The 22,634-nt window shown below is 70.9% G+C and carries 23 protein-coding genes; 8 read left to right on the top strand and 15 right to left on the bottom strand.

Features of this window, described 5'->3' with window-relative positions; translation table 11 throughout:
• Positions 1-172 precede the first annotated feature (172 nt).
• A complete protein-coding gene (locus OIE47_RS18525) occupies positions 173-3,934 on the top strand; it encodes a S8 family serine peptidase (protein ID WP_326562728.1) in 3,762 nt (1,253 codons plus the stop codon).
• Between the two features lie 44 nt (positions 3,935-3,978).
• Here OIE47_RS18525 and OIE47_RS18520 read toward each other — a convergent pair whose 3' ends face one another.
• The gene (locus OIE47_RS18520) at positions 3,979-4,995 is read right to left on the bottom strand and encodes a TrmB family transcriptional regulator (RefSeq protein WP_326562727.1); all 1,017 of its coding nucleotides are present in this window, start codon (positions 4,993-4,995) and stop codon (positions 3,979-3,981) included.
• Positions 4,996-5,166: 171 nt separating this feature from the next.
• Positions 5,167-5,607, bottom strand: a complete 441-nt coding sequence (locus tag OIE47_RS18515; RefSeq protein WP_326562726.1) for a VOC family protein — start codon at positions 5,605-5,607, stop codon at positions 5,167-5,169.
• 139 nt (positions 5,608-5,746) lie between these two features.
• Between OIE47_RS18515 and OIE47_RS18510 the strand changes: the two genes are divergently transcribed.
• Positions 5,747-6,334: a TetR/AcrR family transcriptional regulator gene (locus OIE47_RS18510; RefSeq protein ID WP_326562725.1), complete on the top strand. Its 588-nt coding sequence runs from the start codon at positions 5,747-5,749 to the stop codon at positions 6,332-6,334.
• Between the two features lie 63 nt (positions 6,335-6,397).
• Here the strand turns inward: OIE47_RS18510 and OIE47_RS18505 are convergent, their stop codons facing one another.
• Complete coding sequence (locus tag OIE47_RS18505; protein ID WP_326562724.1) at positions 6,398-7,336, bottom strand: NADP-dependent oxidoreductase; 939 nt, start codon at positions 7,334-7,336, stop codon at positions 6,398-6,400.
• A gap of 103 nt (positions 7,337-7,439) precedes the next feature.
• On the opposite strand from OIE47_RS18505, the gene OIE47_RS18500 reads away from it, so the two are divergent.
• Positions 7,440-7,856, top strand: coding sequence for a winged helix-turn-helix transcriptional regulator (locus OIE47_RS18500; RefSeq protein ID WP_326562723.1), 417 nt, complete (start codon positions 7,440-7,442; stop codon positions 7,854-7,856).
• A gap of 29 nt (positions 7,857-7,885) precedes the next feature.
• Here the strand turns inward: OIE47_RS18500 and OIE47_RS18495 are convergent, their stop codons facing one another.
• The 3 genes from OIE47_RS18495 to OIE47_RS18485 all read right to left on the bottom strand — a co-directional run bounded on the left by OIE47_RS18495 (position 7,886) and on the right by OIE47_RS18485 (position 10,205).
• Positions 7,886-8,644 (bottom strand): SDR family NAD(P)-dependent oxidoreductase, encoded by a 759-nt coding sequence (locus OIE47_RS18495; RefSeq protein ID WP_326562722.1) that lies wholly within the window; start codon positions 8,642-8,644, stop codon positions 7,886-7,888.
• Positions 8,645-8,894: 250 nt separating this feature from the next.
• Positions 8,895-9,761: an aminoglycoside phosphotransferase family protein gene (locus OIE47_RS18490; RefSeq protein ID WP_326562721.1), complete on the bottom strand. Its 867-nt coding sequence runs from the start codon at positions 9,759-9,761 to the stop codon at positions 8,895-8,897.
• Between the two features lie 189 nt (positions 9,762-9,950).
• Positions 9,951-10,205 (bottom strand): ankyrin repeat domain-containing protein, encoded by a 255-nt coding sequence (locus OIE47_RS18485; protein WP_326562720.1) that lies wholly within the window; start codon positions 10,203-10,205, stop codon positions 9,951-9,953.
• Positions 10,206-10,313: 108 nt separating this feature from the next.
• On the opposite strand from OIE47_RS18485, the gene OIE47_RS18480 reads away from it, so the two are divergent.
• Positions 10,314-10,748: a VOC family protein gene (locus tag OIE47_RS18480; RefSeq protein WP_326562719.1), complete on the top strand. Its 435-nt coding sequence runs from the start codon at positions 10,314-10,316 to the stop codon at positions 10,746-10,748.
• Positions 10,749-10,770: 22 nt separating this feature from the next.
• On the opposite strand, the gene OIE47_RS18475 is transcribed toward OIE47_RS18480, so the two are convergent.
• A complete protein-coding gene (locus OIE47_RS18475) occupies positions 10,771-10,932 on the bottom strand; it encodes a hypothetical protein (RefSeq protein WP_326562718.1) in 162 nt (53 codons plus the stop codon).
• Positions 10,933-11,153: 221 nt separating this feature from the next.
• Positions 11,154-11,603, bottom strand: coding sequence for a GNAT family N-acetyltransferase (locus OIE47_RS18470; protein ID WP_326562717.1), 450 nt, complete (start codon positions 11,601-11,603; stop codon positions 11,154-11,156).
• A gap of 302 nt (positions 11,604-11,905) precedes the next feature.
• Between OIE47_RS18470 and OIE47_RS18465 the strand changes: the two genes are divergently transcribed.
• Positions 11,906-12,268: an ATP-binding protein gene (locus OIE47_RS18465; protein ID WP_326563155.1), complete on the top strand. Its 363-nt coding sequence runs from the start codon at positions 11,906-11,908 to the stop codon at positions 12,266-12,268.
• Positions 12,269-12,344: 76 nt separating this feature from the next.
• Here OIE47_RS18465 and OIE47_RS18460 read toward each other — a convergent pair whose 3' ends face one another.
• The gene (locus tag OIE47_RS18460) at positions 12,345-12,734 is read right to left on the bottom strand and encodes a hypothetical protein (protein ID WP_442792167.1); all 390 of its coding nucleotides are present in this window, start codon (positions 12,732-12,734) and stop codon (positions 12,345-12,347) included.
• Positions 12,735-12,795: 61 nt separating this feature from the next.
• Between OIE47_RS18460 and OIE47_RS18455 the strand changes: the two genes are divergently transcribed.
• Positions 12,796-13,746, top strand: a complete 951-nt coding sequence (locus tag OIE47_RS18455) for a diacylglycerol/lipid kinase family protein (RefSeq protein WP_326562715.1) — start codon at positions 12,796-12,798, stop codon at positions 13,744-13,746.
• A 434-nt stretch (positions 13,747-14,180) separates the two neighbouring features.
• A complete protein-coding gene (locus OIE47_RS18450; RefSeq protein ID WP_326562714.1) occupies positions 14,181-14,438 on the top strand; it encodes a WhiB family transcriptional regulator in 258 nt (85 codons plus the stop codon).
• A 101-nt stretch (positions 14,439-14,539) separates the two neighbouring features.
• Here OIE47_RS18450 and OIE47_RS18445 read toward each other — a convergent pair whose 3' ends face one another.
• The 5 genes from OIE47_RS18445 to OIE47_RS18425 form a co-directional block, all read right to left on the bottom strand.
• A complete protein-coding gene (locus OIE47_RS18445; RefSeq protein WP_326562713.1) occupies positions 14,540-15,583 on the bottom strand; it encodes an aldo/keto reductase family protein in 1,044 nt (347 codons plus the stop codon).
• A gap of 77 nt (positions 15,584-15,660) precedes the next feature.
• Positions 15,661-16,515, bottom strand: a complete 855-nt coding sequence (locus OIE47_RS18440) for a sirohydrochlorin chelatase (protein ID WP_326562712.1) — start codon at positions 16,513-16,515, stop codon at positions 15,661-15,663.
• Positions 16,497-17,261, bottom strand: a complete 765-nt coding sequence (locus OIE47_RS18435; protein ID WP_326562711.1) for a phosphoadenylyl-sulfate reductase — start codon at positions 17,259-17,261, stop codon at positions 16,497-16,499. Before OIE47_RS18435 ends, OIE47_RS18440 begins: the two co-directional genes overlap by 19 nt.
• Positions 17,258-17,416: a hypothetical protein gene (locus OIE47_RS18430; protein ID WP_326562710.1), complete on the bottom strand. Its 159-nt coding sequence runs from the start codon at positions 17,414-17,416 to the stop codon at positions 17,258-17,260. The genes OIE47_RS18435 and OIE47_RS18430 overlap by 4 nt, the downstream gene beginning before the upstream one ends.
• The gene (locus tag OIE47_RS18425) at positions 17,413-19,146 is read right to left on the bottom strand and encodes a nitrite/sulfite reductase (protein WP_326562709.1); all 1,734 of its coding nucleotides are present in this window, start codon (positions 19,144-19,146) and stop codon (positions 17,413-17,415) included. The genes OIE47_RS18430 and OIE47_RS18425 overlap by 4 nt, the downstream gene beginning before the upstream one ends.
• A 484-nt stretch (positions 19,147-19,630) precedes the next feature.
• Here OIE47_RS18425 and OIE47_RS18420 point away from each other — a divergent pair, with 484 nt between their 5' ends.
• Positions 19,631-21,040, top strand: coding sequence for a glycosyltransferase family 39 protein (locus tag OIE47_RS18420; protein WP_326562708.1), 1,410 nt, complete (start codon positions 19,631-19,633; stop codon positions 21,038-21,040).
• A gap of 25 nt (positions 21,041-21,065) precedes the next feature.
• Here OIE47_RS18420 and OIE47_RS18415 read toward each other — a convergent pair whose 3' ends face one another.
• Positions 21,066-22,586, bottom strand: a complete 1,521-nt coding sequence (locus OIE47_RS18415; protein WP_326562707.1) for a sensor histidine kinase — start codon at positions 22,584-22,586, stop codon at positions 21,066-21,068.
• Between the last annotated feature and the right edge of the window lie 48 nt (positions 22,587-22,634).

Genomic DNA, 22,634 nt, shown 5'->3' with positions numbered 1-22,634 from the left:
ATCGATCACCAACTGTTGACCGGTGGTTTACCCGGTGCTGCGGTGGGATGTCCACTTAGCGCCATGTCGCCTCTGCGGCACCGCCGATACGGGACCGGCGAAATGTTCCAGCCACAGACTCCGAGCTGTCGCCATTTTGATGGCGGTCCGCTGAACCCGAGGAGTCTGGCAAATGTCCACCCCCCTGCGTCGTACGGCCGCCGGCTTGGTGGCCGTACTCGCGATCACCGCCGCCGGTACGCCACCGGCCTCAGCCGCCCCACCGACGGCCGTACCGCCGGGAGCGGTGCCGAACCCGTTGGGCGGCTCGTCCAGGGTCACCCTGATCACCGGTGACGTCGTCGAGGTCGCCCCGGCCGGCGGTGGCCGGTACGCCGCCTCGGTCCACCCCGCCCCCGGCCGGGAGGGGATCACCTTCCACACCGTCGAGGTCGACGGCGGGATGCGGGTCCTGCCCAGCGACGTCGTCCCGTACGTCTCCGCCGGCACCCTGGACGCGGACCTGTTCGACGTCGAGGAGCTGATCGCCGACGGTTACGGCGACGGTTCGGCGGCCAGCCTCCCGCTGATCGTCCGGTACCGGGACCCCGGCGCCGCCACCACCGCCCGCGCCCTGGCCGGTACGACCGCCGCCCGTCCGCTGGCCAGCATCGGCGGTGCCGCACTGACCGCCCGCAAGGACTCGCTGGCCGGGTTCTGGCAGGGCGCCGCACCGGCGACGACCGCACCCGGTGCCCGGTCGGCCGGCTCCGGCGCACCCGCGTTCGGCAACGGGATCAGCCAGATCTGGCTCGACGGCAAGGTCCACCCGGTGCTCGACCGCAGCACCGCCCAGATCGGCGCCCCCGCCGCCTGGCAGGCCGGGTTCGACGGCACCGGGGTCAAGGTGGCCGTGCTCGACACCGGAATCGACCAGACCCACCCCGACATCGCCGGCAAGGTGGCGCTCGCGCAGAACTTCAGCGATAGCCCCGACACCACCGACCACTTCGGCCACGGCACCCATGTGGCGGCAACCGTCGCCGGCACCGGCGCCGGGTCCGGCGGCACCCGCAAGGGGGTCGCGCCGGGCGCGAGCCTGCTGGTCGGCAAGGTCCTCGGCGACGACGGCAGCGGCTACGAGTCGTGGATCATCTCCGGCATGGAGTGGGCCGCCGACCAGGGCGCGGCGGTCATCAACATGAGCCTCGGCGGTGGCGGAACCGACGGCACCGACCCGATGAGCCAGGCGGTCGACCGGATCACCGCCGAGGACGGCACCCTGTTCGTGATCGCCGCCGGCAACGAGGGCGCGGACTACACCGTCGGTTCGCCCGGTGTCGCCCCGTCGGCGCTGACCGTCGGCGCGGTCGACCGGGACGAGTCGCTGGCCGAGTTCTCCAGCCGGGGCCCGCGCCTCGGTGACGAGGGCCTCAAGCCGGAGATCACCGCCCCGGGTGTGGACATCGTCGCCGCCCGTGCCGCCGGCACCACCATGGGTACGCCGGTCGACGACCTCTACACGGCCGCGTCCGGCACCTCGATGGCGACCCCGCACGTGGCCGGTGCGGCCGTACTCCTGGCGCAGCAGCACCCCGACTGGTCGCCGGCACGGCTGAAGGACGCGCTGGTCAGCACCGCCCGTACGAACAGGGAGCTGTCGGTGTTCGCCGAGGGGGCCGGTCGGGTGGACGTGGCCCGTGCGGTGAGCCAGCGGGTGTTCGCCACCGGTGTGGCCGACTTCGGGTTGCATACGGGCGCGGGACCCGGCACCGCTCCGGTCAGCCGGACGGTGACGTACACCAACGACGGGACGGCACCGGTGACGCTCACGCTCGCCGTGGACGTGTCGAACCTCGGCACCAGGGCCCCGCAGAACGGCGCGATCACCACCGGCACCGGTACGGTGACCGTGCCGGCCAAGGGTTCGGTGGAGGTACCGGTCACCGTCGACCTGGCGAACCTGGCACCCGGCCAGTACGGCGGCTGGGTCACCGCGACCGGGCCGGATGGCGTACTCGTCACCACGGCGCTGGCGGTCACCTCGGAGGGTCCCCGGCACACGGTGACCCTGCGCGCGGTGGACCGGGCCGGCAAGCCGGTGGCGGTTCCGGTCGTCATGCTCCAGGGCGACAGCAGCCGGTCGGACTTCCTCGGTTTCCTGTGGGAGGGCACGACCCAGCAGGTACAGGTCGAGGAGGGCACCTACCTGCTCAACGCGCTGATCTCCGACGGCGGGGTGCAGAACGAGCAGCTGACCGCGATCATCGATCCGGAGTTGCGGGTCGACCGGGACATCGAGGTCCTGCTCGACGCCCGCAAGGGCACCCCGATCCGGATCGAGACGCCCAAGCCGTCCGAGCAGCAGGCGGTGTTGAGCTACTACGTGCACCGGGTGACCGGCACCGGCCGGCAGATGGACCTCGGGGTGATGAGCTTCAGCACCGTCCAGCAGGTCAACGTCACCCCGACGAAGCGGGTCTCCACCGGGAAGTTCGAGTTCTCCTCCCGCTGGCAGCTCGTCGCGCCAATGGTGCAGGCCAAGGTCGACGGGGTGTCCGGTCCGCTGGACATCAACCTGACCGGGCAGTCCCCGGCGTACGACGGTGAGCGTGAGTTCCCGCTGGTCTACGCCGGCCGGGGCACCCCGGCCGAGCTGGCGGCGGCGAAGGTACGCGGCGCCGCGGTCGTGATCCGCTCGGCCAACGAGCCGGGTGGGGAGGACGCGCCGAGCGAGAGCGAGGTGACCGCTGCCGCGGCTGCCGCCGGTGCGGCGGTGACCCTGATGGTCCGCCCGGCGGACTGGTCGGCCTGGACGGTGTGGCGGCCGATCGGTGACCGGGAGGCGATCCCGATGCTGGCCGTGACGGCCGACGCCGGGGAGAAGCTGATCGCCCGCGCCGCCAAGGGCCGGGCCAGGTTGAAGCTGACCCTGACCACGTCCAGCCCATACCTGTACGACGTCCAGCATGTCGAGACCGGCCGGGTTCCGGACCGGGTCGTCTACCGGGTGACCGAAGCCAACTCGGTACGGATCACCTCCACCTACGCCGACAACGGCGGTATCCCGTGGCAGAAGGAGCAGCGATTCGGATGGCGCCCCTGGCAGACGTTTTCGTGGAACGACTCGTCCCGCTTCGTCGAGACCCCGAAGGTCCGCGAGGAGTGGGTGACCAGCGGGGACTCACTGTGGCAGCACCGGGTGGTGCACGACTGGCCGTGGAACGACTTCGGCTCGCTGGCTGGTGGGATGACCGAGCCGCCCACTTCCTACCGTGCCGGTAGGTCGCAGGAGAGCTGGATCGCCCCGGTGGTCCGACCGGCGTCGCCGGCCGGGGTGCCGGAGCTGGTCTCCACCCGTACCGGGAACGCGTTCGCGCTGCGGGTGCCGGAGTTCGTCGACTCCGACGGCCACTTCACCATCGGTGAGGCGACCCAGGTCGGGGCGAAGCTGTGGCGCAACGGAAAGCTGCTCGCCGAGCTGCCCAACGCCCGCCAGGATGTCACCACCACCGGGCCGGAGGCACGGTACCGGTTGGCGTTGACCACCCAACGCGACGGCGAGGAGTGGAGCTTCGGTACCCGTACCGAGACGGTGTGGGACTTCCGCTCCGGCCAGCAGTCCGGCGACCGGGCCAGGCCGCTGCCGCTGTTGCAGGTCGACTACTCCGCACCGGTGGACGCGAACGGCCGGGCGACCGACCGCCAGCACACGCTCGGTCTGGGTCTGCGCAGCCAGGACGGACTGTCTGCGCCGCGCGGGACCGAGCTGACCGTCGACGTGTCCTTCGACGAGGGACGCACGTGGAAGAAGGCCCGGGTGTCCGGGGACGGCACGGACTACCGGGCGACGATCCCGGCCGGCAGGGGCACGGTGTCGCTGCGGGTCAAGGCCACCGACCGGTCCGGCAACGCGGTCACCCAGACCGTGATCCGGGCGTACGGCCTGCGCTGAGGCCCGTCGGGCGGGGCGACCGGTCCCGTCGTCCCGCCCGACGCTCAGAGCCAGCCCCGACGGGCGGCCTGGAAGGCCAGGCCGGTACGGGTGTCCACGCCGGCGAGCAGCATCAACCGCTCCAGCCGGCGTTGCACCGTACGGCGGCTGACGCCGAGTTGCGACGCGATCGACTTGTCCGGGAACCCGGCCACGAACAGCGACAGCAGGAAGCGTTCGCTCCCGTCCAGCACCTCGTCGACGCCGGATTCGGTGGCCACTGTCAGTTCGCCCCCCGTGCCGCCGGGCTCTCCGTCCCAGCGGATCGGGCTGGCCCGGTCCCAGTGGCTCTCGAAGAGGGCGAACAGCGCGTCGAGCAGTTCACTGCGCCGGATCAGGGCGGCGGTCGGCTCGCCGATGCCCTGGTGGTCGTCGGGCACGAGCGGGCAGATCGCGGTGGAGCGGTCGGCGATGGCGAGCCGGACCGGCAGCGCCGGCAGCGTACGGGCCTCCTCGCCGCCGCGTACGCTCTCGGCGATGCTGTCCAACTCGCCGGGCATTTCCAGCAGCGCCCGTTCGTAGATCGCGCGGTACCGTACGCCCCTGGTCAGGGCGGTCGACTCCTCGGAGTTCTCCGGTCCGGACATCGCCAGCGGGTTGGCCCGGCAGAACCAGAGGATTTCCTCGCGGGCCGAGTTCTGCAGGTCCCGGAGCTGTTCCCGTAGCGCGGTGGCGCCGACGACCACCTCCACCAGGTGGTCGGCGTTGCGGCGGCGGTCGCTGGCCCGGTACTCCTCGGTCAGCGCGGCGACCGCCTGCCGCGCGGTCTCCAGCGACTCCTGCCGGCGCAGCAGGGTGTTGCCGAGGGCGACGTCCGGCGGCAGCGGTTCGAACACCGGCTCGGGGCCGGGACGGGCGACGGCGAGTCCCTTGCTGCGCAACGCCTCCAGCAGTTCGGCCGCCTCGGTCACCGGCAGCGCGGCCAGCCCGGCCAGGTCGGCGGGACTGGCCGCGGAGAGCCGCAGGAGCAGCCGGTACGCCCGCTCCTCCGCGGCCCCCAGCAGCCCCGTGTCGTCGAACATCACGTGCCTCCCCTGCCACCCACACCGGGTCGAACTCTACGAACCCCGCGGTCGCCCGGCATGCCCGTACGGACGACGCGGTGATCATTCGACGCCCGGTTCGGCGGCACGGATCCACCGACGGAGAAATTTATTGATCACAAATCGGGGTGGGTCCGGGGTGGTGGTCCCTCAGTCGCCGGCCGGGGCGGTGGCCGGGTTGAACTGTGCCGCGTACGCCTCGCCGGGGGCGATGGGGGTGATGACGTCGACCAGTACGCCGTCGGGGGCGGCGACGATGAAGTGCCGCTGGCCGAAGTCCTCGCTGCGCAGGGAGAGTTCCTCGGTGAGCCCGGCCCCGTGCACCAGCCGCCGGTGTTCGGCGTCCACATCGGTCACCTCGAAGTTGAGGATCAGCCCCTGGACCGGTCGGCGGTAGCCGTCGGGCAGCGTCTCGTGGGTGTGGTCGAGCAGCGCCAACTCGTAGTGCGGGGATTCGGGGCGGCGGAGGCTGACGTACCAGTCGGCTTCGAAGGTGGTCTCGAAGCCGAAGTGCCGGGTGTAGAAGTCGCGGGACGCGGCCACGTCACGGGTGCAGATCACCGGGTAGAAGCTGGTCAGCGCGGTTTCCATGGGACCTCCGTCATCGGTTCACATACCTTGGGTATGCGAACGGACGCTAGTGACATACTCTCGGTATGTCAATCGCGGTGGACGGGACGGGCGGCGGGATGAACGGAACGGTCGGCGGGATCGGCGGGGCGGGCCTGCGATGGTGAGTCGGGCCGAGCAGCGGGCCGAGACCCGGCGTGCGCTGCTGACGGAGGGCCGGCGACGGTTCGCCCGGGACGGCTTCCACGCGGTGGTGCTGGAGGAGGTCGCCCACGCGGTCGGGGTGACGAAGGGGGCGGCGTACCACCACTTCGGGAGCAAGGCCGGGCTGTTCCGGGCGGTGGTCGAACAGGCGCAACGGGACCTGGGGGAGAGGGTGGCCGAGGCCGCCGGGGCGTACGACGATCCGTGGCAGCAACTCCTCGCCGGGTGCCGGGCCTTCCTGGCCGCTGGTTCGGACCCGGCGATCCGGCGGATCATGCTGGTCGACGCGCCAACCGTGCTGGGCTGGAACGAGTGGCGGTTGATGGACGAGTCCTCCTCCGCCCATCACCTGACCGAGGCGCTGGAGTCGCTGATCACCGCCGGGGTGGTCACCCCGCAGCCGGTCCAGCCGCTGGCCCGACTGCTGTCCGGGGCGATGAACGAGGCCGCTCTCTGGCTGGCCCAGTCCCCCGACCCGGCCGCCCTCGACGCCACGATGACGGCCCTGGAACACCTGCTGGGCGGGCTCCGCCGGCCGGCCTGACCCCGTTTCCGATATCGCCGACCGGAACGCGCTTGGGATCAGCCGGCCCGGAACCCGTTCGGGTCAGAAGGCGATGACGAGGCGACCGCGTACGCCACCGGCTTCGACCAGGCGGTGGGCCTGCCCTGCCTGCTCCGGCGGGAAGGTGTCGGCGACCCGGAGGGTCAGGACTCCGGTCTCGGCGAGACGCCGCAGGTCGTCGAGTTCGTCGGGTCGGCCGCCGTAGTCGGGCATGTAGACGTACCCGGTTCTGATCCCGCGCGGCGCTTCGGTCGAGCCGCCGCTGACCCACGCGAGGCCGCCACCGTCGCGGATCGCGTCGAACAGGTCGGCGGTGCCGACCGTGTCGACCGCGCCGTCGACGCCGCCGGGCGCAAGCTCGCGGAACCGGTCCGCGACACCGGGCCCGCGTTCGACCACCTGGTCCGCGCCGAGGGCGGACACCCGGGGTACGTCCGACGCCTTGGCGTCGGCGTACACCGTCAGCCCCGCATGCTTGGCGAGCTGTACGACGAACCCGCCGACCGCGCCCGCGGCACCGGTGACCGCCAGCGTGGCTCCCGGCTGCAGGTCGAGTTGGTCCAGTGCCATCCGCGCGGTCAGCCCGTTCATCGGGACCGTCGCCGCCTCGGCGTGGCTCGTGCCGGCGGGTGCACGGCCCACCCAGTTCGCGTCCAGCACGACGTGTTCGGCGTACCCGCCGCCGTCGGGCCGGATCGGGACGACCATCGCCATCACCCGGTCCCCGATCCGCAAGTCGGTGGCCGTGTCCGCACCGATCTGGTCGACCACCCCGGCCACCTCCTGACCCGGCAGGTACGGCTGCCGCACGCCCCGCATCAGGGCCGCTATCCGACCGGAGCGCAGCAGCACGTCACCCGGGGTGACCCCGGCCGCGTGCACCCGGATCCCGATCTGCCCCGGTCCCGCCTCCGGGCGGGGCAGCTCCACCACCCGGAGCACCTCCGGTCCACCGAACTCGTCCAGTCCCACCGCTCGCACGTCCGACACCCTCTCCGTGAATCGCCGGGAACAGAGCCCGGCCCCTATTGGTTGCCTAGCTAGTACGTTTCGAATACCAGGGTCACCCCGTGGAGGAACCACCATGACGGCCACGCTCGTCGACAAGATCACCCCGACCGCGGAGCCCGCGGTCACCTGCGACGCAGAGCTCATGCGCAGCGTCCTGGCACGGGTCGGTGACAAGTGGTCCGTGGTGGTGATCTGCGAACTGGGCAAGGGGTCCCGCCGGTTCAACGAACTGCGGCGGCTGGCGTACCCGATCACCCAGCGGATGCTCAGTGCGACCCTGCGCGGCCTGGAGCGCGACGGAGTGGTCACCCGTACGGTGCACCCCACCGTCCCGCCGCAGGTCGAGTACGCCCTCGCCCCCGCCGGGCAGACCCTGCTCACCATCGTGCAGGACCTCGCCGGCTGGACCGAGCAGAACCTCGACGGGATCCGGGCCACCCGAGTCGCGTACGACCGCCGCCACCAGGACCCGACCACCGCCGACCTGTGACGCCACCGACGGCGGCTCGTTGGCCGTGACTACTTCGCGGTCAGGCCGCCGTCGATCGCGAGGGCCGCCCCGGTGATGAAGGTCGCCTCGTCGCTGAGCAGAAACGACGTGAACGCGGCGATGTCCTCTTCCGCACCGGCCCTGCCATTCGGCTGCAAACCCAGGAAGTACTGCTCGATTTCCGGGTTCGCCGAGACCTGACGCCACAACGGGGTATCGACCAGTCCGGTCACCAACGCATTCACCCGTACGCCCTCTTTCGCGACGTCGAGCGCCACCGAACGGGTGAGTCCGATGACACCGTGCTTCGCCGCAGAATAGGCCGCCACCATCGGATCCCCGATTACACCCACCGTCGAGGCGTTGTTCACGATGGAACCGCCGCCGGACGCGACGATCGCCGGGATCTCGTACTTGAGGCTGTAGAACACGCTGGTCAGGTTGCGGTCGATCGTGCTGCGCCAGAAGGCGTCGTCGATCTCGCGTACGGCACCGACGGCGTTGCCACCACCGGCGTTGTTGAACGCCCCGTCGAGCCGGCCGAACTCGGCGACGGTGACCCGTACCAGCTCAGCGACCTGCTCCTCCACGGTGACGTCGGTCGGCACGAACAGGACCTGGCCACCGCTCGCCGCGATCTCGGCGGCGACCTCCACACCGCGAGCCTTGTCGCGGGCGCCGATGACAACCTTCGCGCCCTCCCGGGCGGCCCGCTGCGCGAACGCCCGTCCCATTCCCATGGTGCCACCAGTGACAATGATTACCTTCGATTGAAGTCGCGCAGACATCTTCCCTGAGTCCCTTTCCGGAATTGGTCGAACGACTCGACCGGAGCCCCAATTTCGGGGCCGTCCGGTCACACGACCAAGGCTGCCCGTGGACACGCTGATCGACAAGAAGGCAGTTTTAAGTGCGCAGGTTCCCCGCAGGGAACCGCCCGACCGGGACCGTCGACGCCGCGTCGGAGGAAGCGACGGTGGATCAGGCGGTGCGCTCGTACTCGGCGAGGATGTCGTCGAGGATCAGCTTCTCGGCCGCCTAGCGACCGGGGTGAGCCCCGGCAAGACCGGCGAAGACGATCAGTGCCTTCCAGAGGGCCCAGGCACGTCCCCGGACCCAGGTGCCGGGGTCGACGTCGAGCGCGGTCCGGAACGCCTCGCGGCTCGGCCCCGACAGCAGGGTCCAGGCGATCGTCACATCACAGGCCGGATCGCCAACCCCGGAACAGCCGAAATCGATGACGGCCGACAACCGGCCGTCGCGGACCAGCAGGTTCCCGGAGGCGACATCACCGTGGAACCACACCGGCGTACGTTCCCACGTCGTCTTGAGCGCCGCCTCCCACAACGCGGTGGCCGTGTCACCGGGGATCCGATCCCCCAGCATCGCGATCGCCCGCCGGGTGTCGTCGTCGTACGTCTCCAGCGGCCCGCCCCGGTACGCACTGTGCAGTCCCGGCGGCGGCCCGTCGCTCGCGTCGATCCGTTGCAGTGCGTTGAGGAAACCGGCCAGGTCGGTGGCGAACTCGGTCAGGTCACCGATCCGGTCGGGACCTGCCACCTCGCCCTCGATCCACCCGTAGACGGACCAGTTCAGCGGATACCCCTCGCCCGGCACGCCCATCGCGAGCGGCGCGGGAATGGGCAGCGGCAGATGTGGGGCGAGTGTGTGCAGGTACCGGTGTTCCTTGGCGACCTGTGGCTCGTACCCCGGTCCGCTGGGCAGCCGTACGGTCATCTCGTCGCCGAGGTGGAAGGTGCGGTTGTCCCAGCCACCGAATTCCACCGGCCGGACGGGAAGGTCGGCCCACTGCGGGAACTGCGCCCGGACCAGCCGGCGCGCCAGCGCCACGTCGATCGTCGGGAAGGCGTCGGCGTCCACCCGGTCCGTTCCGTTCTGCTCCATCCGACCAGGGTTGTACGGGCATCAGCCGGTCGCAACCAAGTTTGCGCCCGGCACAGCGTCGACCCGGCTACCGCCGGCCGGGAACGACTTCCGCCGCCGCTGAGCGGTACCCGCGCCAGTTTCCTCACTTCGGCCGCGCCCGACCGCTTTGCTCTCTTCGGCCGGGCCCGACCGCCTGCCGGCACTGCGCTAGCCGCTCTGCGACGGCCTCGGGTGGGCGCCCGCGGCACGCAGCAGTTCCGCCGCCCCGGTGTGGCTGCCGCGTAGCGCCCAGTCGAGTGGCGAGTCACCGCTCCCCCGATCCTCGCGCAGGTCGGCGTCCGCACCGTGGGCGAGGAGTGCGCGTACGACGTCGGTGTGACCCCAGGCGGCGGCCAACACATCGTCCCGCAATGCTGCCTCGACCAGGCGTGCCGTCAGTTTCTTACGCCGCCGTACGTTCACCGCGTGGGCCCGCCGCGCGAATCGAGGTTCCGCGGCGCCGCACCCTGCCCGATCGTTACGATCGCGGTGCTGACCTGCTCACGCCGACTTCGACGAGGAAGTTCCGACATGGCGAGCATCAACCCTTTCCAGGTCCGCTTCCATCACGTCAGCCTGTCCGTGGCCAACCTCGACGCCCAGCAACGCTGGTATCAGGACGCGCTCGGGTTCACCAACGTGATCGAGCAGTTCGAACTTCCCCAACCGCCGGTACGGACAGCCGTGCTCCAGGCGAGCAACGGCGTACGGGTCGAACTCATCGAACGGGAGGGCTCCACCCGTCCCGAGATCTTCACCGATCCGCTCGACACCGCGCGGGGCCAGGGGTACGGCCACTGGGCCCTGGAGGTCGACAACCTCGACGACGCCTTCATGCGCCTGACCCGGACCGGTGCACAGCCCGTCTGGCCACCGGCCGACGCGGTCCAGCCCGGCGCCCGGTTCGCCTACGTTAAGGATCCCGAGGGAAACCTCATCGAGCTGATCCAGCCCCCGCCCGGCTGACCCCTCTCGGCTCACGGCCGGGTCAGGAGATGTTCCACGAGTTGCCGGGCCGCGCGGTGTTGCGCCCGGAACGTACGGCGGCCCGCGCGCGACGCCCGATCGGCATGAGCACGGCCAACAGCAGGGCCGCTCCCACGATCGGGGTGCCGACCATCAACATGATCACCAGCCACTCATCCGACACGTTACCCACCCCACTTCCCGCGATCGAGCCGACAAACGCCCGCCAGGCGGCCGGGTACGAAGGTCAGTACCCCGCCGTCACGGTCCCTTGTGTCCCGTACGCCATCCACGCCCGGCACGTTTCCCGCTCCCGGGTTGAAATCCCACCCTCGCGGCTCCACATCGAACCGGACACCTCGTTCACCAGCGTACTCACCAAGCGATATCCGCGGCCCTCCTCGCCTACACGGGTTCTTTCGTGTCCCCGGGCAGGAACTTGGTGAAGCGTTTGGATCTCTCATGGGCGTCCTGGTACCCCAATCCCGCATAGAACCGGTGCGCCGATTCCCGGTGGCCACCGCTTGTCACCTCCATCAGGATGCAGCCGGCGGCGTACGCCCGTTTCTCCATCTCGGCCATCAACGAGCGCCCTACCCCCTGACCTCGGTACCGGTCGTCGACCACCAGGGCCACGACCCGGCCGAACTTGCCGGTGACCTCCAGGATCGGACAGACGTGCAGGGCGGCGACTCCGACCAACTGACCGTCATCGTCAGCGCCGAGCAACACGCTCGCCTCGTCACCCAACCAGTAGGTCAGGCGTTCACGCACAGCCGCGCCATCGGTCGGATAACCAAGTTGACCAAGCAGAACAGCAACCCCCGCCGCGTCCTCTCGCCGAACCGCGCGCACACAAATCACCACACCACAAACCCTGCCCCACCACCCACCCTCTTGCCTCGTTGATCATGAAGTTAGCGACGCCCCGAGGCTCGAATGCCGTCGCTAACTTCATGATCAACGGGGTCGGGGGGTGGGGTGGGGCGGTGGCGCGGGGCGGGGGGAGGGGGCGGGCGGTACGGTGAGGGTGCTCGCCGGTGCCGGGGCGGGTCCCGTTCAGGGGACCGGCGTGATCGCCGAGCGTACGCAGCCGAGGGAGATGGGCACCGGTGACTCGATCTAATACCCAGCCGACGGTCGACGACGACATCGTGATGCTCACGGTGCCCGCCGACGGCGGGTATCTGGGGGTGCTGCGTACCGCGACCGCTGGCCTGGCCGCGCGCCTGCACTTCGCCCTGGACGAGATCGAGGATCTACGGATCGCGGTGGACGAGGCGTGCGCGATGCTGCTCGCGATCGCCACCCGGGACGCCGAGCTTGAGTGCCGGTTCTCGGTGACCGACGACGCCCTCACCGTCGAGGTGACCGTGCCGACCACCTCGGGTGCCCGACTGCCGGCCGAGTCGTCGTTCGCGTGGAAGGTACTGACCGCGCTGACCACCTCCGCCAACGCCACCGCCAACGGGCGTCAGGCGACGATCACCCTGCTCACCCGCCGCGCCGCCGAGTTCTGAGCCCCGAGGCGCCGCCGCACCCCGGACCGGACGCACCGACACCGGACTCCGGGCGGGGCGGGAGCGGTCCGAGCGGTCAGCCGACGCCGAGGGCGCGGGCGGTGGGGGTGCAGACCAGCAGGCCGATGACCAACACGCCGAGCGCCATCAGCGGGATGCCGAGCCAGGCCAGGCCGCCCTGGATCATGTAGTAGCCGACCGGGAGCAACATCAACTGGAGCACGATCGCGGGTGCGCGGGCACCGGCCCGGCGCCGTACGAGCGCGGCGGCGAGCAGCCACAGTACGAGCGCGCCGCCGGCCGTGAAGGCGGTCACGAACAGTGCGTTGACGAGGTCGGTGGCGTCTGCGGTCAGGTCCGCGTAGATCAGGTAGGCCGCCAGCAACCCGAGGCCGGTCGCCTCGCCGCGCAGCAGCCACACGGCCCAGCGCAGCGGTCCGGGCACCAGGGCAGATTCGCTGGTCACGGGTGAGTCGGTGGTCACGCGCGAAACGATACCCGCGCTTTGTCGCGGTACAGTGCCGCCCATGCGGGCCCTTCTGGTGGTCAATCCCAAGGCCACCGCCACCAGCCAGCGCAGCCGGGACGTACTCGTCCGGGCCCTGCGCAGCGAGGTCGATCTCACCGTCGAGTACACCCGGCGGCGGGATCATGCGGTGAGCCTGGCCAGGGAGGCCGTACGAGATCGGATGGACCTGGTCGTCACGCTCGGTGGTGACGGCACGGTCAACGAGGTGGTCAACGGGTTGATGACCGCCGAGACCTCGACCGTCGACCCGGACCGGCCGTCGGCCGAGCGGCTGCCCGCCCTGGCGGTGGTGCCGGGTGGTTCGACCAACGTCTTCGCGCGGGCGCTGGGTCTGCCCCGGGAGTGGCCGGAGGCGACCAGCGTGATCCTCGACGGCGTACGGCTGGGGCGGTTCCGGTCGGTCGGGCTGGGCCGGGCGGACGATCGCTACTTCACGTTCTGTGCCGGCTTCGGGCTGGACGCCGCCGTCATCCACCGGGTGGAGCAGGCCCGGCGACGGGGTCGGGTCTCCACTCCCTCGCTCTACCTGCGCGCGATGCTCACCCAGTACGCCTTCGGCCCGGAGCGCCGGCACCCGGACATCTCGCTGGAACTTCCGGACGGCGTCGTGGCGAGCGAGCTGGCCACGGTGGCGATCCAGAACACCGCCCCGTGGACGTACATCGGGGACCGGGAAGTGAACCCGAACCCGGACGCGTCCTTCGATCTCGGGCTCGACGTGATGGCCGTACGCCGGCTCCGCGTGCCGAGCACCACACGTACGGTGACACAGCTGCTCTCGCGGAAAACTCAGCCGCACGGCCGGCAAATTCTTCGGTTGCACGACCTGGAGGAGTTTTCCCTGGTCGCAGGCCGTCCGCAGGCGTTCCAGCTCGACGGGGACTACCTCGGCGAACGAGAAAAAGTTCGATTCGCCTCCGTAAGCGCCGCACTAAGAGTAATCTGCTAGCGCTGGGGTACAGCCTCCTCCATGGCCCCCTGAAAACAAGCCGGACGAGGAGACGAGTGTCGGAAATGCCAGCAATGTCGCGTGGACTGTACTATATTGATCCTTGGCTGTGGCACCCTGGGTCCCGGCAAGCGCCGGAATTCGGACAAAAGGGTTGTGGGCTTGCTCACCCGTTCAGAGTTTTTCCGAGCGGTCCCCTTGACATCACGGGAGTTCGTGAAAGTATTCACAAGCGAACTTGAGTTACCGGGACGTTGCCTCGAACTACTCGCTAAGCGAGTTGCTCACGCGGCGCTCCCAAGCGCACAACAGCCTGCGCACGTGCTTGTCGAATCGATGGGTGTACACCGTCGGGATCGGCGCGCCACGGATGCATATAGGAAAAGATCCACGCTATCCACTGCCACCCACCCAGATTGAGGAGTGTTGCCGCCATGGACTGGCGTCACCATGCTGTCTGCCGCGACGAAGACCCGGAGCTGTTCTTCCCGATCGGGACGTCTGGCCCGGCTCTCCTTCAGGTCGAGCAGGCCAAGGCCGTCTGCCGGCGCTGCTCCGTGACCGAAGATTGCCTCCAGTGGGCACTCGAATCCGGTCAGGACGCGGGCGTCTGGGGCGGAATGAGCGAAGAAGAGCGGCGCGCGGTCAAGCGCCGTGGCGGACTTCGGGTCCTGCGCGCTCACACCGCCTGACCAACCACACAAACGCTGAACGCGCCGGGGGAGTAACTCCCCCGGCGCGTTCTGTTGTGGATATGCCAAATGGATCAACACCGCGTGTCATAGAAGGATCACTACGCATCGGTAGTTGATGTCTCGGCCCGCGCCCAGTTAGCTTTCACCGCCATCATCTGAGCGGTCTTCGTAACGTCATTCTCGATCAGATCTGCCAACGTCTCGTCTATGCGGCGCATCACATCGGCGTCCAGCCGTACGCCCGCCGCGGCGGCGTTCTCGGTCACCTGCTCCGGCCGGGTCGCGCCGATGAGCGCCGTACCGACGCCGGGGTGTTGCAGGGTCCAGGCGATCGCCAGTTGGGCCATCGACAGTCCCGCCTCCTCGGCGACCGGGCGCAGCGCCTGCACCCGCCGTAACAGCTCGTCACCGAGCACCCGCCGGATGAACACCGGCGCCCTGCCCCCACTGGCCGCCCGGGACCCGGCAGGCGGCGGCTGCCCCGGCCGGTACTTGCCCGTCAACACGCCCTGGGCGAGCGGCTGGAAGACGATCTGGCCGAGCCCCTCCCGTTCGCACAGCGGCAGCACCTCGGGCTCGATCACCCGCCAGAGCATGTTGTACTGCGGCTGGTTCGACACGATCCGGCCGCGCAGCCCGAGCTGGTCGGCGAGGGCGAGCGCGTCCCGGATCTGCGGCGCGGTCCACTCCGAGACGCCCAGGTAGCGCACCTTGCCCTGGCGTACCAGGTCGTCGAAGGCGATCAGCGTCTCCTCCAGCGGGGTCCGGTCGTCGTACCGGTGGGCCTGGTAGAGGTCGACGTAGTCGGTGCCCAACCGGCGCAGCGACGCGTGGCAGGACTCCAGGATGTGCTTGCGGGACAGGCCACGGTCGTTGGGTCCGTCCCCGGTCGGCAGGCACACCTTCGTGGCGATCTCGACCGACTCCCGGCGTACGCCGCGCAGCGCCTCGCCGAGCAACTCCTCCGCGGCACCCCGGGCGTAGACGTCGGCGGTGTCGAAGGTGGTGATGCCCGCCTGGAGCGCGGCCCGTACGCAGACCAGGGCGGCGTCCCGCGCCACCAGCTCCCCGTGGGTGAGCCAGTTGCCGTAGGTGATCTCACTGACCCGCAGGCCGCTGCGACCAAGCTGACGATGCTTCATGATCGGTCACCCTAGCCAGCGATGGGGCGCGTCGATGTCCCCCGAGACGGGCCGACGATCTCCGGCAGGGCGGAGGCTCAGGCCGCTACCCGCGGGGCCGCGTCAGGGCGTCCGCGTACCGGATCCGCTGCCGGCGCGACCGGCGAGCCGGCGCCGCTCGCGGCATCGACCCGGTCCAGTACCAACCGGGCGATCTCCGGCGAGTCCGTCAGCGGGGCACCGATCGCCACCGCACCGGCGGCGCGGGCCGAAGCCACCGCGCTCTCGTACAGGCGGCCGGGGGCGAGGAAGTAGGCGGCCACACCGATCCGGCGCGCACCTCCGGCCCGGAGCCGCGCCACCGCCGCGCCCGCGGTGGGCGGGGCGGCCGAGGCGTACGCGGCCAGGCTCGGGACACCCAGCGCCTCCCCCAGCGCCCCGGCGACCGCCTCGACCGTACGACGTGCCTCCGGCACCCGCGTTCCGGCCGCCGCCAGCACCAACCCGTCCAGCGGGCCTGGAGCCGCCCCGGCAGGCCCGGCGTACAGAACCTCGGCCAGCCGGTGCCGGAGCCCGGCCAGCAGCAGCTCGTCGGGCGCAACGGACACCTCGGCCGGTCCGAGAACGTCGGTGACGCGTACGGGCAGCCGGAGGCCCTGGGCCTGCGCGGCGGCGATCACACCGGGGATGTCGACCCGACCGTGGTACGCGGCGGTCAGCAGCAGCGGCACCACCGTGGCGCCCCGGTGACCGGCCGCCGCCAGCTCGTGCAGGACCGCGGCCGGACCCGGCGTGGTGTGGTCGAGGTAGGCGGCCCGTACCGGCAGGCCGGGACGGGCCAGCTCGACCGCCCGTACCAGGGACCGGGTCGCCACCGCCGCCCGGTGGTCCTGGCTGCCGTGGGCAACCAGGATCACCGGATCCGGTCCGGATCTCATACGTGCAGGCCGCACTCGGTCTTCTCGAACATCGCCCACCGTCCGGCCCGGGGGTCCTCCCCGGCCTTGGTACGGCGGGTGCACGGCCAGCAGCCGACCGAGGTGTAGCCGGACCGGAACAGCTCGTTGACCGGCACGTTCCAGCGGGAGATGTAGTTGTCCACGTCCGCCTGGCTCCACGCCGCGATCGGGTTGACCTTCACCTTGCCCCGCCGGGCGTCGAAGGTCACCACCGGTGTGTTGGCACGGGTCGGCGACTCGTCCCGGCGCAGCCCGGCGGCCCAGGCGTCGTAGTCGCCGAGCGCCCGTTCCAGCGGCTCGACCTTGCGCAGCGCGCAGCACTCGTCCGGCGCCTTGGCGAACAGGCGCGGGCCGTACTCGCCGTCCTGCTGGCCGACGGTCAGTCGCGGCCGGATCGACCGGACGGTGACCGGGAGCGTACGGGCGACCGTGTCGCGGACCTTGAGCGTCTCCGGGAAGTGCAGCCCGGTGTCGAGGAACACCACGTCGACGCCGGGTGCCACCCGCGAGACGACGTGGGCGAGAACCGCGTCCGCCATCGAGCTGGTGACGCAGAACCGGTCGGCGAAGGTGTCGACGGCCCAGCGGGCGATCACTTCCGCCGGGGCGCCCTCCAGCTCACGGGCGGCCTCGTCGGCCAGTGCCTTGAGTTGGGCGGGTGACCGCCGGGCCGGATCCGCCGGTGCGGCTGCCGGGCCGAGGTTGACCAGCCCGAGGTTGGTTGCCGAGAGCATGTTCATCGCGCCACCGCCCGTCCCAGTAGTCCGCTGAACTTGACCGTGAACACCCGCGCGCAGGCGTGACACTCCCAGGCGCCGTGCGATTCCTCGTTCGGCCGCAGGTCCTCCTCACCGCAGTACGGGCAGTACATCGGTGCCGCGCGGGTGTCGCTCATCTCAGCTCCTCCTCGTCGGCCCGGAGCACCCACTGGGCGAACGCCTCGCCCTGCTGGCGCCCGGCCAGGTAACGGCGGGCCACTCGTTCGACGTACTCCGGAAGTTCCTCTGCCGTGGTCTTGAGGCCGCGCAGCTTGCGGCCGAACCCGGCGGTCTGCCCCTGGGCCATGCCCAGGCCGCCGCCGAGGTGGATCTGGTAGCCCTCGACCTGGCGCCCGTCGGGTCCGACGACGATCTGGCCCTTGAGTCCGATGTCGGCGGTCTGGGTCCGGGCACAGGCGTTCGGGCAGCCGTTGATGTGGATGGACAGGTCGGCGTCGAAGTCGCGCAGCCGCTCCTCCAGCCGGGCCACGAGTTCCTGGCCACGGGCCTTGGTCTCGACGATGGCGAGCTTGCAGAACTCGATCCCGGTGCAGGCCATCGTGCTGCGCCGCCAGACCGACGGCCGGGCTTCCAGGCCGATCCCACGCAGGGCCGTGACCAGCGATTCGGTCCGCTCTTCGGCGACGTCGAGGACCAACAACTTCTGGTACGGGGTGAGCCGTACCCGGTCGCTGCCGTGCTCGGCGGCGAGGTCGGCCAGGGCGGTGAGCTGGCTGCCCGACACCCGCCCGACGACCGGGGCGGCGCCGACGTAGAACTTTCCGTCGCGCTGGCGCTGCACCCCGATGTGGTCGATCGGCTTCTCCGGCAGCTCCGGGGCCGGACCGTCGAGCAGCGTACGGCCGAGGTATTCCTTCTCCAGCACCTCGCGGAACTTCTCCACGCCCCAGTCGGCGACGAGGAACTTCAGCCGGGCGCGGTGGCGCAGCCGGCGGTAGCCGTAGTCCCGGAAGATCGAGACGACCCCCTCCCAGATGTCCGGCACCTCGGCCAGCGGCACCCAGACGCCGAGGCGCTGGGCCAGCATCGGGTTGGTGCTCAGGCCGCCGCCGACCCAGAGGTCGAAACCGGGGCCGTGTTCGGGGTGGTCGACGCCGAGGAACGAGATGTCGTTGACCTCGTACGGGGTGTCGGCCAGCCAGGAGATCGAGGACTTGAACTTGCGCGGCAGGTTCGAGTAGGCCGGGTCACCGACGTATCGGGCGACGATCTCGTCGATCGCCGGGGTCGGGTCGATCACCTCGGCCTCGGCGACTCCGGCGACCGGGCTGCCGAGGACGATCCGGGGGCAGTCGCCGCACGCCTCGGTGGTCTGGAGGCCGACCGCTTCCAGCCGGCGCCAGATCTCCGGCATGTCCTCGACCCGGATCCAGTGGAGCTGGATGTTCTGCCGGTCGGTGATGTCGGCGCTGTCGCGGGCGTACGTGGTGGAGATGTCGGCGATGGTGCGCAGTTGCTCCAGGCTGAGTTGGCCGCCGTCGATCCGGACCCGGAGCATGAAGTGCTCGTCTTCGAGCTCGTGCGGTTCGAGTACGGCGGTACGACCACCGTCGATGCCGGCCTTGCGCTGGGTGTAGAGCCCCCACCAGCGGAAACGTCCACGGAGGTCGGCGGGGTCGATCGAGGCGAAGCCCCGGTGCGCGTAGATGTTCTCGATCCGGGCCCGTACGTTGAGCGGGTTGTCGTCCTTCTTCGACCGCTCGTTCGGGTTGAGCGGCTCGCGGTGGCCGAGCGCCCACTGGCCCTCGCCGCGTGGCCGGCGGGGTGCCCGTGCCGGCCGGGTCGCGGCGGCGGTCACCTGTTCGGGGGCGGTAACGGGCCGGGCCGGGGTGCTGCTGACCGCCATCGCGGCGTCCTCCGTTGTCTGCTGAGACGAGTTGCTCGACGTACGCGGAAGCGACGGCACCCCGGTTGATCAGCGGGGCGGAGACAACGGTGTCAGCAGGCCGGCGCGGAGCGCACCCGAGACAGATTTGGTCCAGGTGGCGTCAGTGAGCCGGACAGATCGCGCTACGTACGCGGCCGTAGTCGACGTGACGGCGGCAGGTCAGCCCCAGCGTCACGACGCGGCCTTCGACGGCGGTCATAACCGCCATGCTGCCATACCCGCCGGTCCTGAACCACCGACCGATGCCGCGATCCCGCATCCCGGACCACACTGTGGCCCGGTTCACGTTAATATAACCAATATTCGGGCTAATGCCGCATACCGCATTTTTGTCTCGTGACGTCATGAGGCGGCAACAGTGGGTGGTCACTACCGGGCTGTGCCGCCCTCGACATCGACCGACGCCGGTGAGCGATCCGGCGGGCGCGATCTCCCACACTGGTTGGACCGGACCCGGTGGCTCTGGCCGGCACTGCTGACCCTCGCGATCACCCTGGTCCAGATCGACCGCGCCCCGCTCTGGCGCGACGAACTCGCCACCTGGAGCGCCGCCTCCCGACCGACCGGTGACCTGCTCCGGCTGGCCGCCAACATCGACGGGGTCGCGGTCGCGTACTACCTGCTGATGCACGGCTGGATCGAACTCTTCGGCGACTCGGCGACCGCACTGCGACTGCCGGCCGCGCTCAGCCTGGCCGGCGCGGCGGCACTGGTCGCCGTACTCGGGGGGCGGCTGTTCGGTGGGCGGGTCGGGCTGGTCGCCGGGCTGCTCTTCGCCGTACTGCCGAGCACGTCGCGGTACGGCCAGGAAGCCCGCCCGTACGCCCCGGCCACCCTGTTCGCCGTACTCGCCACCCTGCTGCTGGTACGCGCCCTGGACCGCCCCGGCTGGTGGCGGTGGACCGGGTACGCCGCCGCGCTGGTCGGCCTGGGCCTGTCCCACCTGCTGGCGACGAGCCTGGTCCTCGGGCACGCCGTGGCGGTACTGCTCGCCTGGCGGGAGGGCCACGACCGCCGGCTGTGGCGGTGGCCGGTCGCCCTCGTACCGGCGATCCTGGTCCTGGCACCCCTGGCCCGGCTCGGCCGCGACCAGCAGGCGCGGCAACTGAACTGGGTACGGCCACCGACCCTCACCGACCTGCCCGACCTCCCCGGCGACCTGCTCCAGAACGGCACCGTCGGCGGCCTCCTGGTCGGACTGGCCGCGATCGGGCTGGTCACCCGGGGACGTTGGGGCGTGGTCCTCGGCGCCTGCGTCCTGCTCCCCGCCGCCCTGCTGTACGTCGGCGGCCTGGTCACCCCGCTCTGGGTGCCGCGCTACCTGCTCTTCACCGTCCCGTTCGCCTGCCTGCTCGCCGCCGGCACCCTGGCGCCGCTACGGCTGCGGTGGGCGCTGCCGATCGTCGCGCTCGCCGGACTGCTCGGCGCGCCGGCCCAGGCCAGCCTCCGCCGTACGCACGAGACGCCCCGTTCGGCGCCGGTGGACTACCCGGCCGCCACCCGGATCATCGGCGCCCACCAGCAACCCGGTGACGGGATCGTCTACTCCCCGCGTGACCCGCGTGCCTTCCTGGACATCGCGGTCCTGTACTACCTGCGCGAGCACCACCCGCGCGACGTGCTCGCGGTCGAGGGGCCGGTCGCCGCCGCCACCCTGGACACTCCCGAGTGCCCCCGACCGGCCACCTGCCTGACCGCCGTCAACCGGGTCTGGCTCCTCACCCGTGGCGAGCACCGATCCGACCCCCTGGCCGCCGCCACCCCCGCCAAGGCCACCGCCCTACGCAACACCTTCCGGATAACCCAAACCTGGACCGTCCCCGGCCTAACCCTCACCCTCCTGACCCGCTAACGGGACCCGGACCACCAATTCCGATTCAACGTTTGCCGAGGGGGACCACCAGGACGGCTTCGGTGCCGCCCTCGGCGCGGTTGCGCAGTTCGATGGTGCCGGCGAGTTCGCCGGTGGCCAGGGCGCGGACGATCTGGAGGCCGAGGCGACCGCCGCTGGCGGCGTCGAAGTCGGCGGGCAGTCCCTGGCCGTTGTCGGCGACGGTCACGTGCAACTGCTTGCGGAACCGGTGCGCCGACACCACCACCTCGGCCGCGCCCTCCTCCATCCCGCCCTCCTCGTCGGGCGGGGGGAAGCCGTGTTCGACCGCGTTGAGCAGCAGTTCGTTGAGGACCATCACCAGCGAGGTGGCGATCTCCGCCGGCAGTACGCCGAACGTGCCCTCCCGGCGCATCCGTACCGCCACCTCGGTCGCGGCGACCTCGGTGGCGGCGGAGGCGACCCGGTCGACGATCCCGTCGAACTCCACCGCCTCGTCGCTGGACATGGCCAGGGTCTCGTGCACCAGGGCGATCGAGGCGACCCGGCGTACGGACTCCTCCAGTGCCGCCTTGGCGGCCGGGATGTCGACCCGGCGGGCCTGCAGGCGCAACAGGGCGGCGACCGTCTGGAGGTTGTTCTTCACCCGGTGGTGGATCTCCCGGATGGTGGCGTCCTTGGTGATCAGGGCCCGGTCGCGGCGGCGTACCTCGGTCATGTCGCGGACCAGGACCAGCGCGCCGATCGGCACCCCGGCGGGCATCAGCGGCAACGCCCGGGTCAGTACGGTCGCACCCCGCGCCTCGATCTCCCGGCGGGCCGGTGCCTCGCCCCGCAGTGCGGCCAGCACCCGGTTGCCCGCCTCGGTGCCGTCGAGCGGGTCGGCGGCCAGCCGGGTGTTCAGGGCTGCCAGGTCCTCCCCCACCAGGTGGGAGGCGAAACCCAACCGCCGGTACGCCGACTGCGCGTTCGGGCTTGCGTAGGTGACCTTTCCGCTGGCGTCGAGCCGGACCAGCCCGTCCCCGACCCGGGGTGCCGAGGTGGTCTCACCCGGATGCCGGGGCGGCGGGAAGGTGCCGTCGGCGAGCATCTGGGCCAGGTCGTCGGCGGTGGTCAGGTAGTTCAGCTCCAGTTGGCTCGGGGTCCGGGCGGTGGAGAGGTTGGTGTCCCGTCCCACCACCGCGATCACCTCACCCGACTCACCGTCGGCGGCGCGGAGCCGGACCGGGATCGCCTCGTGCCGGGCCGGGGTGTCGCCGTACCAGACCGGGTCACCCTCGCGCCAGATCCGCCCCTGGGTGTACGCGATGGTCAGGTGGGCCACCTCCGGCCCGCCGACGATCCGCCCCACCTGGTCGTCCTGGTACGCGGTCGGTGCGGTGGTCGGGCGTACCTGGGCCACGCAGAGGAAGGCGTCGTTGTCCCCGTCCACCGGGACCCAGAGCAGCAGGTCGGCGAAGGAGAGGTCGGAGAGGAGCTGCCAGTCGCCGGCGACCCGGTGCAGGTGGTCGATGTCGGCCGGACGGAGCAGCGTGTGCTCCTCGGCAAGGTCGCGCAGCGTGGACATCAGGCAAGCCTGCCACGTCCACCGCCCCGGGCCGGCATGGCGGCCGGC

Origin of the sequence: Micromonospora sp. NBC_01796 (assembly GCF_035917455.1) — a bacterium.
Classification (GTDB): Bacteria; Actinomycetota; Actinomycetes; order Mycobacteriales; family Micromonosporaceae; genus Micromonospora_G.
Note: the sequence above shows the minus strand (reverse complement) of the source record. Positions and strands in the feature narration are given on the sequence as shown.

Bases quoted from the DNA above. Each gene is read 5' to 3' on its own strand.
- OIE47_RS18525 (WP_326562728.1), top strand. From the start codon at position 173: ATGTCCACCCCCCTGCGTCGTACGGCCGCCGGCTTGGTGGCCGTACTC.
- OIE47_RS18520 (WP_326562727.1), bottom strand. From the start codon at position 4,995: ATGTTCGACGACACGGGGCTGCTGGGGGCCGCGGAGGAGCGGGCGTAC.
- OIE47_RS18515 (WP_326562726.1), bottom strand. From the start codon at position 5,607: ATGGAAACCGCGCTGACCAGCTTCTACCCGGTGATCTGCACCCGTGAC.
- OIE47_RS18510 (WP_326562725.1), top strand. From the start codon at position 5,747: ATGGTGAGTCGGGCCGAGCAGCGGGCCGAGACCCGGCGTGCGCTGCTG.
- OIE47_RS18500 (WP_326562723.1), top strand. From the start codon at position 7,440: ATGACGGCCACGCTCGTCGACAAGATCACCCCGACCGCGGAGCCCGCG.
- OIE47_RS18495 (WP_326562722.1), bottom strand. From the start codon at position 8,644: ATGTCTGCGCGACTTCAATCGAAGGTAATCATTGTCACTGGTGGCACC.
- OIE47_RS18490 (WP_326562721.1), bottom strand. From the start codon at position 9,761: ATGGAGCAGAACGGAACGGACCGGGTGGACGCCGACGCCTTCCCGACG.
- OIE47_RS18480 (WP_326562719.1), top strand. From the start codon at position 10,314: ATGGCGAGCATCAACCCTTTCCAGGTCCGCTTCCATCACGTCAGCCTG.
- OIE47_RS18465 (WP_326563155.1), top strand. From the start codon at position 11,906: ATGCTCACGGTGCCCGCCGACGGCGGGTATCTGGGGGTGCTGCGTACC.
- OIE47_RS18455 (WP_326562715.1), top strand. From the start codon at position 12,796: ATGCGGGCCCTTCTGGTGGTCAATCCCAAGGCCACCGCCACCAGCCAG.
- OIE47_RS18450 (WP_326562714.1), top strand. From the start codon at position 14,181: ATGGACTGGCGTCACCATGCTGTCTGCCGCGACGAAGACCCGGAGCTG.
- OIE47_RS18445 (WP_326562713.1), bottom strand. From the start codon at position 15,583: ATGAAGCATCGTCAGCTTGGTCGCAGCGGCCTGCGGGTCAGTGAGATC.
- OIE47_RS18435 (WP_326562711.1), bottom strand. From the start codon at position 17,261: ATGAACATGCTCTCGGCAACCAACCTCGGGCTGGTCAACCTCGGCCCG.
- OIE47_RS18430 (WP_326562710.1), bottom strand. From the start codon at position 17,416: ATGAGCGACACCCGCGCGGCACCGATGTACTGCCCGTACTGCGGTGAG.
- OIE47_RS18425 (WP_326562709.1), bottom strand. From the start codon at position 19,146: ATGGCGGTCAGCAGCACCCCGGCCCGGCCCGTTACCGCCCCCGAACAG.
- OIE47_RS18415 (WP_326562707.1), bottom strand. From the start codon at position 22,586: ATGTCCACGCTGCGCGACCTTGCCGAGGAGCACACGCTGCTCCGTCCG.